Source organism: Frondihabitans sp. 762G35, from assembly GCF_002074055.1.
Lineage (GTDB): Bacteria > Actinomycetota > Actinomycetes > Actinomycetales > Microbacteriaceae > Frondihabitans.
This window is the reverse complement of sequence record NZ_CP014619.1, coordinates 2,910,095-2,924,666: the sequence shown is the minus strand read 5'-3', so window position 1 is coordinate 2,924,666 and position 14,572 is coordinate 2,910,095. Positions and strand designations below refer to the sequence as shown.

Annotated in this window: 13 protein-coding genes; 6 read left to right on the top strand and 7 right to left on the bottom strand. The window is 71.1% G+C overall.

The window, feature by feature from the left end:
- Positions 1-69 precede the first annotated feature (69 nt).
- Complete coding sequence (locus AS850_RS16565; protein ID WP_164088462.1) at positions 70-219, top strand: hypothetical protein; 150 nt, start codon at positions 70-72, stop codon at positions 217-219.
- A gap of 252 nt (positions 220-471) precedes the next feature.
- On the opposite strand, the gene AS850_RS16315 is transcribed toward AS850_RS16565, so the two are convergent.
- A complete protein-coding gene (locus AS850_RS16315) occupies positions 472-864 on the bottom strand; it encodes a hypothetical protein (RefSeq protein WP_123955520.1) in 393 nt (130 codons plus the stop codon).
- 879 nt (positions 865-1,743) lie between these two features.
- Between AS850_RS16315 and AS850_RS13815 the strand changes: the two genes are divergently transcribed.
- Entirely contained in the window at positions 1,744-2,910 is a 1,167-nt protein-coding gene (locus AS850_RS13815) for an RtcB family protein (protein ID WP_119869636.1), read from the top strand.
- Here the strand turns inward: AS850_RS13815 and AS850_RS13810 are convergent.
- The 4 genes from AS850_RS13810 to AS850_RS13795 all read right to left on the bottom strand — a co-directional run bounded on the left by AS850_RS13810 (position 2,891) and on the right by AS850_RS13795 (position 7,226).
- Positions 2,891-3,649: an endonuclease/exonuclease/phosphatase family protein gene (locus tag AS850_RS13810; RefSeq protein WP_236940732.1), complete on the bottom strand. Its 759-nt coding sequence runs from the start codon at positions 3,647-3,649 to the stop codon at positions 2,891-2,893. The genes AS850_RS13815 and AS850_RS13810 overlap by 20 nt on opposite strands.
- 72 nt (positions 3,650-3,721) lie before the next feature.
- Positions 3,722-4,210 carry a DUF1003 domain-containing protein gene (locus tag AS850_RS16845; protein ID WP_236940731.1) on the bottom strand — a complete coding sequence of 163 codons (489 nt, stop codon included), beginning with the start codon at positions 4,208-4,210 and terminating at the stop codon, positions 3,722-3,724.
- A 78-nt stretch (positions 4,211-4,288) separates the two neighbouring features.
- Positions 4,289-6,304: a glycosyltransferase family 39 protein gene (locus tag AS850_RS13800; protein WP_119869635.1), complete on the bottom strand. Its 2,016-nt coding sequence runs from the start codon at positions 6,302-6,304 to the stop codon at positions 4,289-4,291.
- Between the two features lie 79 nt (positions 6,305-6,383).
- Complete coding sequence (locus tag AS850_RS13795) at positions 6,384-7,226, bottom strand: alkaline phosphatase family protein (RefSeq protein WP_119869634.1); 843 nt, start codon at positions 7,224-7,226, stop codon at positions 6,384-6,386.
- Between the two features lie 102 nt (positions 7,227-7,328).
- Here AS850_RS13795 and AS850_RS13790 point away from each other — a divergent pair, with 102 nt between their 5' ends.
- From AS850_RS13790 to AS850_RS13775, 4 genes are all read left to right on the top strand, one after another.
- The gene (locus tag AS850_RS13790) at positions 7,329-9,434 is read left to right on the top strand and encodes a cytochrome c oxidase assembly protein (RefSeq protein WP_123955519.1); all 2,106 of its coding nucleotides are present in this window, start codon (positions 7,329-7,331) and stop codon (positions 9,432-9,434) included.
- 7 nt (positions 9,435-9,441) lie between these two features.
- The gene (locus AS850_RS13785) at positions 9,442-10,098 is read left to right on the top strand and encodes a hypothetical protein (protein WP_119869632.1); all 657 of its coding nucleotides are present in this window, start codon (positions 9,442-9,444) and stop codon (positions 10,096-10,098) included.
- A 93-nt stretch (positions 10,099-10,191) separates the two neighbouring features.
- Positions 10,192-10,938: a YcnI family copper-binding membrane protein gene (locus tag AS850_RS13780; RefSeq protein WP_119869631.1), complete on the top strand. Its 747-nt coding sequence runs from the start codon at positions 10,192-10,194 to the stop codon at positions 10,936-10,938.
- 3 nt (positions 10,939-10,941) lie between these two features.
- Complete coding sequence (locus AS850_RS13775; RefSeq protein ID WP_236940730.1) at positions 10,942-11,655, top strand: copper resistance CopC family protein; 714 nt, start codon at positions 10,942-10,944, stop codon at positions 11,653-11,655.
- A 124-nt stretch (positions 11,656-11,779) separates the two neighbouring features.
- On the opposite strand, the gene AS850_RS13770 is transcribed toward AS850_RS13775, so the two are convergent.
- Positions 11,780-13,264: a xylulokinase gene (locus AS850_RS13770; RefSeq protein ID WP_119869630.1), complete on the bottom strand. Its 1,485-nt coding sequence runs from the start codon at positions 13,262-13,264 to the stop codon at positions 11,780-11,782.
- A gap of 25 nt (positions 13,265-13,289) precedes the next feature.
- Positions 13,290-14,483, bottom strand: a complete 1,194-nt coding sequence (xylA, locus tag AS850_RS13765) for a xylose isomerase (RefSeq protein ID WP_119869629.1) — start codon at positions 14,481-14,483, stop codon at positions 13,290-13,292.
- Positions 14,484-14,572 lie beyond the last annotated feature (89 nt).

Here is a 14,572-nt window from a genome sequence, read left to right as displayed (position 1 = left end):
GGGCCGGCGGACGGTAGCCGATCAGTCTAAGGCCGCCGCCGTCGACCGGTGCGGCGCTAGCCTCTGACGATGACCGACAGCCGCCCCGTCGATGCCCCGCGGAGGTCGCTGCGCCCACCGACGAAGGACTTCCCGGCGACCCAGCCGTGGCGCTGGCTCTACAGATGGGTGGTCGTCCCCGCTGCCAACCTGGTCGGGTGGGTTCTGCAGTGGTTCTAGGGGTCCGCGAACGCGTCCCGCTCGGCCCGCGCGGAGCCGGTCAGACGCGGCCAGAGCGGCGGCGACGTGAACGGAGTGCCGGGCGAAGCATTATCCATCCCGGGACCGCGCCAATGAGGAATCCGGCGCCTAGCGTACGGACGAGCACCTGGTTCTCAGCGAGACCCCACACGAGCAGGATCGCCCCCACGAGAACGTAGGCACCGGCCCCGATGATGTCTTTCTTGGTAAGGGATTTCACGGCTCTCTCCATCAGCTATTGGCGACGAGTAGGGGTGCCAGCAGGGTGATCCCGATTCCTGCGAGAACCGTGCAGTCGAGGGCATGCGTGCTGCACCATCTGTTGGCGTCACCGTGAAGGGCTCTCACGCTCTTCACGAAACCATTCCAGTCCTTGACGCGTCGCCGGTCAATCTGCACCACGGTGACACCATTTTTCTGGATCCGGTAGATGCCGTTGCACCGCGACGGGCTGGTGGTCGAGGAATAGATCGTCGGGGCGCTGCCGCCGCCGTAGCAGGCGTAGACGACGTCACTTGATGCAGCTTGAGCAGGAGAGGGAGTGGCCACGGCGCTCCCACCCAGAAGTTGTTTTCGAATATCGGATGGCCGATTTCGGAAGTGTTCGCGGATGTCAATGGCCATCGTCCCGGAGGGGTGGTCTGGGCTCGTCGAATCCACGGGAATCCCCGTCGACACTGCCCTCGGGGAGCGACTCCGGGCTTGGAACGGCGAGTAGGAGTCGTGGTCCGTTTCGCTCGTCCACGATGAGCACGACGGCGAGACGGGCACGGGCAATATCGGGATCCCCCACCTCGAGCGGCTCGCCTGGGCCGTCGAGGGGCGCCTCCTGGCGGCCGACCCCCAGGCTGTCTGCGGACCGGAGGTGCTCGCGATCTGCTCGTTCACGACCGAATGACGAGACACCATCACGAGAGAGATTCCGACACCAACGGGGTACGAGACAGGTCGCCGCCCGTGGCGACGACAGACCGGAAGCGAAGGGCCGCCGGGCCCGTTCGGTGACGGGACTCGGCGGGTTTCGGGGAACAGGCCTGCTCGTGCAGCGCTGCACCAGCAGGCCTGCCGCCGGGTGAGTGATCATCCGCAGCCCGTGTTGCAGAGCCGCGGGTCAAGCTCGACCCGATGGAGAAGATCCCCGAGGAAGAACGTACCTGTTCGCTCCTGTGTGGGGGACAGGAACGGCCCCTGAGTTCGCTCGGCCTGAAGACACTCTTGTGGGCGGGGAGGCCTGCCGGTACGGTGACTGTTCCGTGCCGAAACCGGCACGCGCCCCCGGAAGGAGTCATGCCGTGTCCCTCACGACGCATCGCATGCCGCTCTACGAGCTCGAGCTCGTCCAGCGCTCCTTCCGCGAACCCGTTTCGGGCTAGGGCTTTCGATCCGTCGAAGCCCCGGCCCGTGATGAGGCCCGGGGCTTCTCGTCTTTCTCGTCCTCTGCAGGGTCGAGCAGGATGCGCCTCCCCGGGTGCGATCCGCTCCCCACTCAGAATCGAAAGGACAATGAAGAAGATCACCAACCGGCTCCTCAGCTGGGCGACCCTCCTGGAGGACTCCACGGAGTCGCAGGCGCGCACCACCTCGACGATGCCTTTCATCTACCCGCACCTGGCGCTCATGCCCGACGCCCACCTGGGCCTCGGCGCGACCGTCGGGTCGGTGATCCCGACCCTCGGCGCGGTCATGCCGGCGGCCGTCGGGGTCGACATCGGCTGCGGCATGATCGCCGTCAGGACCCAGTTCGCACTGGCCGACCTCCCCGCCGAGCGCCGGCCCGTGCGCGAGGCGATCGAGCGGGCGATCCCCTTGTCGGCGGGCGCTGCCAACCGGACGATCGTCGCCACGGCGGCGCCGCGGATCCTGCAGCTCGAGGAGCTCGCCGACGAAGCGTCGTTCGACCCCTCGTCGTACACCGGCTCGTGGCGCGAGCAGCTCGGCACGCTCGGCTCGGGCAACCACTTCATCGAGATCAGCGTCGACGAGCAGGACGCGGTCTGGCTGTTCCTCCACTCGGGGAGCCGCGGGGTCGGCAACAAGATCGCCCAGAGGCACATCGCGGTGGCCAAGGCCGAGATGAAGCGTTGGTGGATCGACCTCCCCGACCCCGACCTCGCCTACCTCGTGGAGGGCACGCGGGAGTTCGACCGCTACATCGGCGAGCTCCGGTGGGCGCAGCACTTCGCCCTGCTCAACCGCGAGGAGATGATGGACCGCGTGGTCCGTCAGGTCTCGGAGTGGGTGGGCGAGCCCGTCGCCGAGCAGGAGCGGATCAACTGCCACCACAACTTCACGCAGCGGGAGACGCACTTCGGCAAGAGCGTGTGGCTCTCGCGGAAGGGCGCGATCAGCGCGCGGAAGGGTGAGCACGGGTTGATCCCCGGCTCGATGGGCACCGCCTCCTACGTCGTCGAGGGGCTCGGGAACCCCGTGGCGCTGGAGTCGTCGCCGCACGGCGCCGGGCGCCTCTTCTCACGGTCGAAGGCGCGGAAGACGTTCACGCACGACCAGCTCCGAGAGGCGATGGCCGGGATCGAGTTCCGCGACACGGACGCGTTCCTCGACGAGATCCCGCAGGCCTACAAGCCCATCGACCAGGTGATGGCCGACGCGTCGGAGCTCGTGTCGATCCGGCACACTCTCCGGCAGATCGTCAACGTGAAGGGCGACTGACCCGTCCGGCGGCGGAGACGCGCAGGTCCGCCCGCGCGTCGCCGCCGGTGGGCGTGGCGGTCGCGAGGATCGGGAAGTGGTCCGAGAGGCCCTGCGGCAGCGTCGTGATCGGCGAGACGTCGAAGCCGGCCGCGGTCACGAGGTCGAAGGTCCCGCGGTACATCGGGAACTTCCGGTACGTCTTGGCGGTGCCGCGCGTGAGGGCGAAGTCCGTCGCGGCGAGTCGCCTGCGGAGGCTCTCGGTGAAGAACGGGTAGTTGAAGTCGCCGATCATGACGACGGGGGCGTCGCCGGCGAGGGACCGCAGGAGCCCGTGCGCCGCGTGGATCTGCCGGCGGCGGACCAGGTTGAGGGCGCTCAGCGGCGCGGCGTGGAACGACGCCACGACGAGTCGCTCGCCGGTCGTCTCGTCGACGAGGCGCGCGCCCACGAGGCGCTCCGGGGTCGGGGCGAGGACGATGTCGTGCACCGATCGGTCGAGCGTGAACGACCTCGTCTCCTCGACGCGGAACCGGTCGGCCCGGGCGTAGACCGCGAGGCCGAGACGGTCGTTGCCGGTCGACGCGGCGAGGCGCAGATCGCCGAGCGTCTCGGGCAGAGTCTTCGTGTGGGCCTCCTGCAGGCAGAGGAAGTCGATCGGGTGGTCGCTCTCCAGGCGGGAGAGCTCGCTCACGGCGTGGTTCTTCCAGAGGTTGTAGCTCATGACCGTGAAAGCGCCGGGGGCGCTGGGGTGGTTCACGTGGGACTCCGTTTCGGATTCGTTCTGGGAGGTGTTCGGAGCCCCGGGCCGGATCGACGTGGATCGCGTCGCTCAGGGCTCCTTCACGGTCTTCGCTGCAGCCTGCGCCTGGACCTCGGCTTTGACCATCTCGTGGATCTGCTGCGACAGCTCGTGGATGACGCGGGTGAGGTCGGTGTTCTCCTCGAGGAGTTTCTCGGAGGAGGTGTAGTCGCGGTCCGCTTTGGCCTGCTGGAAGGCGGCCTGACGATTCTGCCCGATCATGACGAAGGTGGAGAGGAAAATCGCCTCCAGCGACACGATCAGCGTCAGAGTGGGCCAGGGGGTCCTCTCGAACACGAGCATCCACACGACGAACAGCAGCACGTGAAGGTACACGAATCTCATCGATCCGGCGAATGCGGTGATGGCGTCCGCGACGCGCAGCTGCACGCTCGCGGCCCGGTGCTCCGCCTCGGCCAGGACGACGGGGTGCAGCTCCTCCCGGCGGGCCAGGGCGAGGAGCTTGCGGGGCGTCAGGTGCGGTAGGTGGTGGCGGGAGACGGTGAACGGGTCAGGCACGGCGGTGCTCCTTCGAATGGGGCGGGACCCTCTCGCCCGCTGTCGCGAGCGTAGTGCGGGCGGTCGGGCTCGTTCGGGTCACCGCGCGCACCGGTAGAGCTCGTCGGCCGTGACCACGCCCGGGAGTCGCGGCGCGGTCTCGTGGTCGTACGCCGGCACCAGGGCGCATCGCCCGGTCACCCAGTCGTCCAGCCGGCGCTCGGCGGGGCCGACGGGCTCGACCGCGGCCGTGTTCCGGGTGAGCAGGACGAAGCGGAGCTGCCCCGAATCGACGAGGCGGCGCAGCTCGGCGACGTCGGGGCTGCCGACCCTGCCCGTGAACCCTCCGATGGGCAGGATGCGCCGGGCTCCGTCGGCGAGCAGCGGACCGGCGCTCCGCCACGAGTCGGTCGCCAGGGCGAAGCGGGATCCGGGTGCCTCGCGGAGAGCGAAGGCGTACATCGCGCGCTCGCGGGCGGCCGTCGCGGGTGCCACCGCGTCGGAGTCGAGCCCGATCCCGCGGGTCTGCTCGTGGGCCGTGATGAGCGCCTGCACGCCGGCGACGGGCGGGCCCGCGTAGGCGTCGTCGGCGGAGCCGGCGTAGCCGGGGTCGAGCGTCGACAGCGACCAGAGCGCGGGGCCGGTCAGGCAGGCGACGGCGGCCACCGCGGCGACGGCGATCCGGAGGGAGTCGGCCACGGGCATCCTGCCTGCCGCTCGGAACCACAGGGCGGCGCCGTAGCCCGCGACGGCGACCGGGACGAGGAGCGGGCCGGCGAGGGCGGGGTAGTGGCCGAGGAGCACGAGCGACCAGGTGGTCTGGACGGTGAGGACGATCGGGACGGCCAGGCGCCGCCGGCCGACGGATCCTGCGGCGAGCCTGCCCAGGAGGATCGCCCCGACGGCGCAGAGGATGCTCAGGGGGAGGACGAGCGCCTCGAGGTAGGCCGTGTGCGGCAGCGCCATGAGTCCGAGCACGACTCCGAGGACCAGCAGGAGCCCCGTCCCGAGCGCCGTCGCGCGCGCGAGGCCGGGCAGGGAGCCGCCGCGCAGCACCCACTCGGGGCGACGACGCAGCGCGACCACCCCGAGCACGATCCCCGCGGCGGCCAGGGGATAGAGCCAACCCACCTGCGTCGCGTAGACCGGCAGGAGGAGTTTGACCGGGAGGTGGGCCCAGCCCGGGGGGACGAGGCCGACGTTGCCGTATCCGGGCAGCGACGCCCCGGCGCCGAGGGCCCCGGGGTAGGCGCCGCCGACGAACCGGTCGAGCCCGTTGTAGCCGAGCACCATGGTGAGCGGGCTGTCGTCGGTCGTGCCGTCGATGTACGGCCGGTCGGCGGCGGGGATCAGCTGGATCGTCGCGGCCCACGCCAGCGAGGTCACCGCGATCGTGCCGATGGCCAGGGCGACGTTCGCGACGCCGAGACGAAGCCGCCGACGGTGCTGCCAGAGGAGGAGACCGACGAGGACGGGCACCACGAGCCAGGCCTGCATCATCTTCGCCTGGAACGCGATCCCGACGAACAGCGCGGCCAGGAGGAGGTAGCGGCGCAGGCCGGTGTCGAGGGCCCGGAGCCAGGCCCAGACGGCCAGCGTGACGAAGGCCGTCAGCATGGCGTCCTCCATCGGGTGCGAGAACGTCGTGACGCTGACCGGCAGGACGGCGGTCACGAGAGCGGCGACGAGGCCGCCGAACCGGCCGAGCAGGCGCGTGACGATGGCGTACGTGACGGCGATCGTCACCAGGCCGAAGACGACCTGCGGGAGCGCCAGGCTCCAGGCGTGGAAGCCGAAGACGCGGGCCGCGAGAGCCTGCGGCACGAGGAAGCCCGACAGCTTGTCGAGGGTGATCGTGGAGTTCGGGTCGAAGGCGCCGAAGGCGAAGGCCCGCCAGTTCGACGACATGCTCCTCGCGGCCGTCGCGTAGTAGTCGGAGTAGCCGGTCGTCGCGGCGTTCCAGGAGGCGAGGGCTCCGAAGAGGATGAGGATGCCGGTCAGGACGGACAGCGCGGTCCGGCGTGAGACCCGCTCGAAGTGCGGCGTCGACCCGAGGGGACGGGTGGGCTCGCGGCGTCGATCGGCGTCGACGAGAAGCTCACCCGGGCTGGTCAAACGGCCGACTCCTTTCGCGACGGGATCCTCACGGTCCCGACGGCGCTCCCAGAAACCGCTGAGAATCGCGGCGCGGCACTCAGCCGAGGTGCGCCAGGAGGAGGCCGGCCACCTCGTCGGGGCGGATCTCGCGCGGAGCCGGGGCCGGCGGCTCCTGCGGGCCCGATCGCTGCGCCTCCTGCGCACCGCCGAAGCGGGAGAGCGCCAGGAACGATCGCGTCAGCACCGCGTCTCCACCGCCGTGGCCGCCCTCGTCGAGGTGCCCGTGGTCGGTCGTGATGCCGACGAGCCAGTCCTCGTCGTGGAGCGACGCGCGCGCTCCGACGGCATCGAGCAGGATGCCCAGGTGCGCGTCGACCCGCGCGATGGCCTCCTCGTACTCGCGCGACGCGCCCCCGTGGAGGTGTCCCGCCTCGTCGACCTCGCCCAGGTACACGAACGACGCGTCCGGGCCCGCCTCGCGGAGCGCGAGCCTCGAGAACGCGGCGATCTCGCCGTCCGCCCACCGATAGCCGTAGGTCTCGCCGTCGCGGACGACGAGGCGGTGGCGGCCGGCGCGCTGCTGGTCGAGGCGGGTCGAGACGATCGGTCCGGGGCCCGCGGGATCCGCGATCGGCGGCCACCCGGTCGCGGCGAAGGTCGTGCGCGACTGGTCGGCGTAGAAGGCGCGGCTGAGGATGTCCGCGTTGCAGTGGAGCGTGTGGCCGTGGAAGGAGTTGTCGACGACGGAGTGGTCGGCGTGCGTCGAGCCGGTGAGGATCGACGACCAGCCGGGGCCGGAGATCGTCGGCACCTCCATGGTCATCGGGTGCAGCGTGCCGTTGTGGACGAAGGACGCGAAGCGGGGTGCGACGCCGGGGCGGAGGGCGTCGTCGAGGCGGAGGCCGTCGATGCCGACGAGGAGGAGTTTGCGCGAGGTCACGGCCGCAGGATGCCCGGCGAGGGTTGCCGGAGCGTGAACGGGTCTCTCGGGGTTGTGGACAACCGCAGGAGCCGCCGCGTCGCCTTCCGTATCATGGGGCCCGTGACCGACCAGCGCGCGACCGAGGAGCGAGCGGCTTCCGGCGAGCGTGCCGGAGCCGTCATCGACGACCTCGCGTTCGAGACCCGGTCGTTGACCGTCCCGACGGGCTCCCTCCGACTTCCCCGCGGCGTTCCGCTGGTGCTGGGTCTCTGCATCCCCCTCGGGCTCGCGCTGGCGCTCGGCGCCATGTACTTCACCGGCGCGATCGGGGGCACGCTCCTCGTCGACCCGGGCCAGTTCGTCCTCAACGGCCTCCCCCTCGCGACGGGCGTCTTCGACGGCGCCTCGGCCGTAACCATCGGCCTCCTCGTCGTGGCGACGCTCGCGCTTCCGGGGCAGCGCAAAGACCCGCTGTCGGCGAGCTACAGCGTCTGGTTCGCGACGAAGTGGGCGGCCTGGGCCGGTCTCGTCTGGCTCCTGTCGGCCGTCGCGACCCTCCTGTTCACGGTGGCGAACGTGCTGCAGGTGCCGTTCACCTCACCGACCTTCCGGTCGCAATTCGCCTTCGTCGCATTCCAGCTCCCGATCGGTCAGACCTGGCTGGTGACGATCGGCGCGATCCTCGTCTCGCTCGTCATCCTCGTCACGACGAAGAACGTCTCCTGGATCGCCACGGCCACGGTCCTGGCCCTCTTCGCCCTGATGCCCCTCGCTCTCTCGGGGCACGCGTCCGGCTCGAACGAGCACGTCAACGCCGTCAACAGCCTGGCCCTGCACCTCATCGGCGTGACGGTCTGGATGGGCGGCCTGATCGCGGTCGTCCTGCTCCGTTCCAAGGTCGGCAAGCATCTCCCCACCGTCGTGGCGCGCTACTCGACGCTGGCCCTCTGGGCCTTCGCGTTCGTCGCCTTCTCGGGCGTCATCAACGCGAGCCTCCGGCTCGGCTCCCCGGCCGACCTCGTCACGACGCCCTACGGCCTCCTCATCACCGCGAAGTCGCTCATCCTCATCGGGCTGGGCGTCGCGGGGTTCCTGCACCGGCGTCACGTGATCCCGCGCCTCGTGCGCGAGCCGACACGGACGCGCGCCTTCGTCCGTCTCGCCGTCGCCGAGGTCGTCTTCATGGCCGTGGCCATGGGACTGTCCGTCGCCCTCTCCAAGAGCGCCCCGCCGGTTCCGCAGGTGGCCCCGGGCGACACCCGCTCCGGGCTGATCGGCTTCCCGTACCCGGCGCCCATCACGCTCCCGCGCTTCCTCTTCGGCTTCCACCCCGACTGGGCCTTCCTGGCCGTGGCCGCGATCATGGCCGCGCTCTACCTCGTCGGCGTCGCCAAGCTCCGTCGTCGCGGAGATGCCTGGTCGTGGGGTCGCACCATCCCGTGGCTGGTCGGCTGCTTCGGCGTCGCGTTCGCCACGAGCGGCGGGCCGAGCGTCTACGGAGCCGTCAACTTCTCGACGCACATGATCCAGCACATGGTGCTGATGATGTACGTGCCGCCGCTCCTCGTGCTGGGCGCCCCCATCCTGCTCGCCCTGCGCACCCTGCCGAAGCGTCACGACAACAGCCGCGGCGCTCGCGAGTGGATCATGATCATCACGCACTCGCGGTACGCGACCGTCATCACGAAGCCGGCCGTCGCGGCCGTCATCTTCTCGGGCAGCCTCGTGGCCTTCTACTACACGGGCTGGTTCGAGGCCTCGCTCCAGACCCACCCGGGCCACCTGATCATGGAGATCCACTTCCTGCTCTCGGGCTACGTGTTCTTCTTCGTCCTCATCGGGGTCGACCCGGGGCCCAAGCGGCCTGCCTACCCGCTGCGGATCATCCTCCTGCTCGCGACCCTGGCCTTCCACGCCTTCTTCGGCCTCGCGATCATGTCGGGCACCGACATCCTCGCCGCCGACTGGTGGCACGCGCTCGGCAAGACGAACTACCAGCAGCTCCTCGACGACCAGCACACCGGCGGGGCGATCGCCTGGGGCGCGGGGGAGTTCCCGACGGTGCTCGTCGCGCTCATGGTGGTCCGGCAGTGGGTGCGCTCGGAGGAGCGCATCGCCAAGCGCTACGACCGCAAGGCCCAGAACGACGACGACGCGGAGCTGCGCGCCTACAACGAGCAGCTCACGGCGATGGCGTCGCACGAGAAGCGCGGTCCGCAGGAGTGAGTCGCTGATGGGGGCCGACGAGGCGATCCGGTCGCGCGGGGTCCGCGTGGTCCGGGGCCTCGCCGTCGCCGTCCTCTCCGTCGTGGTCGCGGCCTTCTCGCACGTGGCGGGCGGCGGCATGGCGCCCGGTCTGCTCGGCACGACGCTCGCCCTGACCTTCGCCGTCCTGGTCAGCGTCGCCCTCGCGGGTCGCACGCTGTCGACCCCTCGGCTCGTCGTCTCGGTCGTCCTGAGCCAGGTGGTCTTCCACGTGCTCTTCAGCCTCGGCGCGACGCCCTCGGCGGCCGCGAGCGGTTCCGAACCCGTGGGCATGCTCGGCATGGTCATGTCCGGGGGTGCGCACTCCGTGCTGCCCGACGTGGCGACCGTTTCCGGCGGGCACTCCATGGGCATGGACGACTCGCGGATGTGGCTCGGGCACGCGGTGGCGGCCCTGGTGACCATCCTGATCCTGCGTCATGGCGAGCGGTCGTTCTGGAGCCTCGTTCGCCTGGCGTCCGCCCGGCTCGTGCGCCTCGCCGTCGTCGTGCTCGCCCTCCCGAGCGCCCTTCGTCCCGGGCGTCGCCTCCTGCGGCTGGCCCTGGCCGATCGCCGCGGCCTCCGAGCCCCCACCGACGTCCTCCTCGCCTCTCGCCCCCGTCGCGGGCCGCCCCGAGTCGCCTGACTCCGAGCCAACCCCTTTCCGGCCGCACCCACGCGCGCACCGACGACAGCGTCGGGCGCCCTTCGTGCGTGCCACGACGAGATGAGAATCCCCATGAAGAAGAGCACCATCGTCCGCGCCGCGGCGACCCTCCCGGTCGCCGTCGGCCTCGCCCTCGCCGCGCCGTTGGCGGCATCCGCCCACGTCCACGTCGTCCCCGAGAGCGCCCCCGCCGGCGACTACGCCACGCTGCAGTTCAAGGCGCCGACCGAGTCGGCGACGGCGTCGACCGTGAAGCTGGAGGTCGACTTCCCGACCGATCACCCCTTCACGTCGGTCTCCTACCAGCCGCTCGTCGGCTGGACGGCCGAGGTCGTCACCTCGACCCTCCCGAAGCCCGTCACCACGAGCGACGGCACGATCACCAAGGGCGTGACCAAGGTCGTCTGGACTGCCTCGGAGGGCGCCGGCATCAAGCCCGGAGCGTTCCAGCTGTTCACGGTCTCGGCCGGAGCCGTGCCCGACGTCGACAAGGTCGAGCTGCCCGTGATCCAGACCTACAGCGACGGCAGCGTCGTGAAGTGGAACGAGGCCACGCCCGCCTCGGTGGAGGAGCCCGAGCATCCTGCGCCCGTCCTCTACGTCAACGAGGCGCCTCCGGCGGACGCCGACCAGGGCATCTCCGCGACGACCGCGGCGGCCGCGACGGATGCGAGCGCAGGAGCCTCGGGCACCTCGTCCGCTCTCGGACTCGGCTTCGGGATCGGGGGGCTCGGGCTCGGCGCGATCGCCCTCGTCGTCGCCCTCCTCGCCTACACTCGGGGTCGTCGATCGGCGGCCGTCCCGGCCGTGAAGGAGTAGAGCGTGGCGAGAACGATCCGAGCGGGGCGTCTGCGATCCGTCGCCGTCGGCACGGGGCTCCTGGTCCTGGCCGGTGCTCTCGCGCTGCTGCCCGCGACCGGCGCGAGCGCTCACGACTACCTCGTGTCGTCGACTCCGGCCGCCGACTCGACGCAGACGACGGCCCTGTCGAAGGTCGTCCTGACCTTCGACGACCGGGTGCTCGACCTGTCGGGCGACGGTTCGTCGAACGTCGTCATCGTGACGGACGCGGCCGGAAAGCACTTCGAGACGGCCTGCTCGACGATCGCCGACACCGACGTCTCCGTGCCGGTGGCGCTCGGCGACTCCGGGCGGTACACGGTCCAGTGGCAGATCGTGTCGGCGGACGGCCACACCGTGGCGAACTCGATCCGGTTCCGGTACGACCGGCCGCAGAGCGCTCCCGTGGCGACGGGGGCGGCGACGCGCCCCACCTGCGGCGACCAGGCTCCTGCGGCGTCGTCGGCCCCGGTGGCGGTGCCGTCCGCGTCCGCGTCGGCGGGTGCGGCGTCCGAGGCTCCTGCCGTGACGTCGACGCTCGAGGCGACCGGGTCGGCGTCGGCGCCGTCGTCCGGCAGCGGTCTCGGCATCGCGCTCGGCGTCGGCGGCGGCATCGTCGGCCTCGCCCTGGTCGCGGTCGTCGTCGTGCTGGTCCGCAGTCGCCCGAAGGGCGCTGCTCCCGCTCGCGAGGAGTAGCCCCCACCCCACCCCCGCTAAACCCTCGCGCTCGGTCGCGGCGGTGGTCCTAGGACCACCGCGGCAGCCGAGCGCGAGGGTTTAGCCGGCCCGGACGGGCCGAGCTGGCGCGGGGCTGGACGGGCTAGGGGCGGGAGACCGAGCCGAGTGCCTGCGCCTCGCGGTAGCGAGAGCGGATCTCGGGGCGCACGTCGACGGCGAGGATCGCCTCGAGCGACAGCTCCCAAGCGGGCCGAGCCCCCGTGAGCACCCACGCCGCCTGCCGGGCGGCGCCGTCGGCGACGTACTCGCCCGGCACGGGGACGGCCACGGGCACGTCGAAGACCTGAGCCGCGACCGCCTGGACGGCGGGGTTGAGGGCGGCGCCGCCGACCAGCAGGATGCGCGTGGCCGTGACCCCGAGGGCGCGCACGGCGTCGACCCCGTCGGCCAGCGAGCAGGCGAGCCCCTCGACCGCGGCGCGCGCGAGGTTCTCCCGGGTGCTGGCCGCGAGGGTCAGACCCGCGAAGGTCGCCGTGGCGTCGGGGAGGTTGGGAGTCCGTTCGCCCTCGAAGTAGGGCACGAGCGCCACCCCGCCGGAGCCGGGCTCCGCGGCGAGCGCGAGGCGGGCGAACTCGTCGTGGTCGACCCCGAGCAGTGTCTCGACGGCCGTCAGGATGCGGGCGGCGTTGAGCGTCGCGACGAGCGGGAGGAAGGCTCCCGTGGCGTCCGCGAAGCCCGCGACCGTTCCCGAGGGATCGGTGGTCGGGTGATCGGTCACGGCGAAGGCCGTGCCGCTCGTGCCGATGGAGATGACGACGTCGCCGACGGTGGCGTCGAGGCCGAGGCCCGCCCCGGCGTTGTCGCCCATCCCGGCGCCGACGACGAGGCCCGCGGGGATCGACTCGACGGCGACGGTGGTCCCCGCCGTGTCGGCCGGCCCGAGCACCCGCGGCAGGACCACGCGCGAGTCGCCGGCGGATGCCGCTCCCGCGCCCGCCCCGGTCGCCTCGCGGGCGGCCCGGCCGAACGCGGTCTCGAACAGGTCGAGGTCGTATTCGCCCCGAGCGGGCGTCCAGTAGGAGGTGCCGCTGGCATCCGAGCGATCGGTGACGAGGGCGTCGAGATCGGCACCGCGAGGCGCCGAGGGGCCGTACCCCAGGAGCCGCCAGGTCAGCCAGTCGTGCGGCAGCGCGACCGCCGCCACCCGCTCGGCGTTCTCGGGCTCGGCGTGGCGCAGCCAGCGCACCTTCGTCGCCGTGAAGGAGGCCACGGGCAGGGAGCCCGTCCGCTCCGCCATGGCCTCCGGGCCGAGCTCGGCGAGGAGGTCCGCGGCGGCCTGCGCGCTGCGGGTGTCGTTCCAGAGGAGCGCGTCGCGGACGACGCGCCCCGCTGGATCGAGTGCCACCATGCCGTGCTGCTGGCCGGCGACCGAGATCGCGGCGCAGTCGTCGAGTCCGCCCGCCGCCTCGATCGCCTCGAGGAGGGCGGACCACCAGGCGTTGGGATCGACCGAGGTCCCGTCCGGGTGCCTGGCGCTGCCCGATCGGATCAGCTCGCCCGTCGAGGCGTCTCGGATCACGACCTTGCAGCTCTGAGTGGAGGAGTCGACTCCTGCGACCAGCGTCATCGATGGCTTCCTTCGCGGCCGGGGATCAGCCCCGGGCGCCCATCAGGTGCTCGACGGCGAGCTGCTGCAGGCGGACGAACCCGAACGACTTGCCACCGAAGTAGGGCTCCGGGTCGAAGTCCTCGTAGGCCGAGCGGTCGGCGAGCAGGTCGTCGTAGGTCTCGCCCGGGTTGAGGGTCGGCTGCGCGAGCTCGGCGACCTTCGACGCCGCGAGAGCCTCCTGGACCTCGGGGTCGGCGCGGAAGGCCGCGGCGCGCTCCTTGAGGAGGAGGTACATGCGCATGTTGGCGGCGGCCGACGACCACACGCCGTCGATCCCGTCGGTGCGCGAGGGCTTGTAGTCGAAGTGGCGCGGGCCGTCGTACGAGGGGCCGCCCTGCGGGCCGCCGTTCTCGAGCAGGTCGACGAGGGCGAAGGCGTTCTGGAGGTCGCCGTGGCCGAAGACGAGGTCCTGGTCGTACTTGATGCCCCGCTGGCCGTTGAGATCGATGTGGTAGAGCTTCCCGTGGTAGAGCGCCTGGGCGATGCCGGCGGCGAAGTTCAGGCCGGCCATCTGCTCGTGCCCGACCTCGGGGTTGACGCCGACGAGCTCGGGGCGCTCGAGCGAGTTGATGAAGGCCAGCGCGTGGCCGAGGGTCGGCAGCAGGATGTCGCCGCGGGGCTCGTTCGGCTTCGGCTCGATGGCGAAGCGGATGTCGTAGCCCTTGTCGGTGACGTAGTCGCCGAGCAGGTTCACGGCCTCGCGGTAGCGGTGGAGCGCCTGCTGGATGTCCTTCGCGGAGTCGTACTCGGCGCCCTCGCGGCCACCCCACATGACGAACGTCTTCGCACCGAGCTCGGCGGCGAGGTCGAGGTTGCGGAGGACCTTGCGGAGCGCGAAGCGGCGGACGTCGCGGTCGTTGGAGGTGAAGCCGCCGTCCTTGAAGACGGGGGCGGAGAAGAGGTTCGTCGTGATCATCGGCACGATGACGCCGGTGTCGGACAGGGCGCCCTTGAGGCGGTCGATCTGGTTCTGACGCTCGGCGTCGGTCGAGCCGAACGCGAAGAGGTCGTCGTCGTGGAAGGTGAGGCCGTAGGCGCCCAGCTCCTTGAGCTTGGTGACGGCCTCGACCACGTCTAGCTGAGGCCGCGTCGGGCCGCCGAACGGGTCGTTGCCGTTGTATCCGATGGTCCAGAGACCGAACGAGAACTTGTCTTCGGGGGTGGGCGTCGTTGCCATGGCTCTTCCTCAGCGTCTATGGTTATTTGTTGTTGCGAAGAACATATTAGGTCCCTCGCTAGAGTGCAAGGGCACACGCGCCCAGCACG

Coding starts and splice junctions, on each gene's coding strand:
- AS850_RS16565 (WP_164088462.1), top strand. CDS start 70: ATGACCGACAGCCGCCCCGTCGATGCCCCGCGGAGGTCGCTGCGCCCA.
- AS850_RS16315 (WP_123955520.1), bottom strand. CDS start 864: ATGGCCATTGACATCCGCGAACACTTCCGAAATCGGCCATCCGATATT.
- AS850_RS13815 (WP_119869636.1), top strand. CDS start 1,744: ATGAAGAAGATCACCAACCGGCTCCTCAGCTGGGCGACCCTCCTGGAG.
- AS850_RS13785 (WP_119869632.1), top strand. CDS start 9,442: ATGGGGGCCGACGAGGCGATCCGGTCGCGCGGGGTCCGCGTGGTCCGG.
- AS850_RS13780 (WP_119869631.1), top strand. CDS start 10,192: ATGAAGAAGAGCACCATCGTCCGCGCCGCGGCGACCCTCCCGGTCGCC.
- AS850_RS13770 (WP_119869630.1), bottom strand. CDS start 13,264: ATGACGCTGGTCGCAGGAGTCGACTCCTCCACTCAGAGCTGCAAGGTC.
- xylA (WP_119869629.1), bottom strand. CDS start 14,483: ATGGCAACGACGCCCACCCCCGAAGACAAGTTCTCGTTCGGTCTCTGG.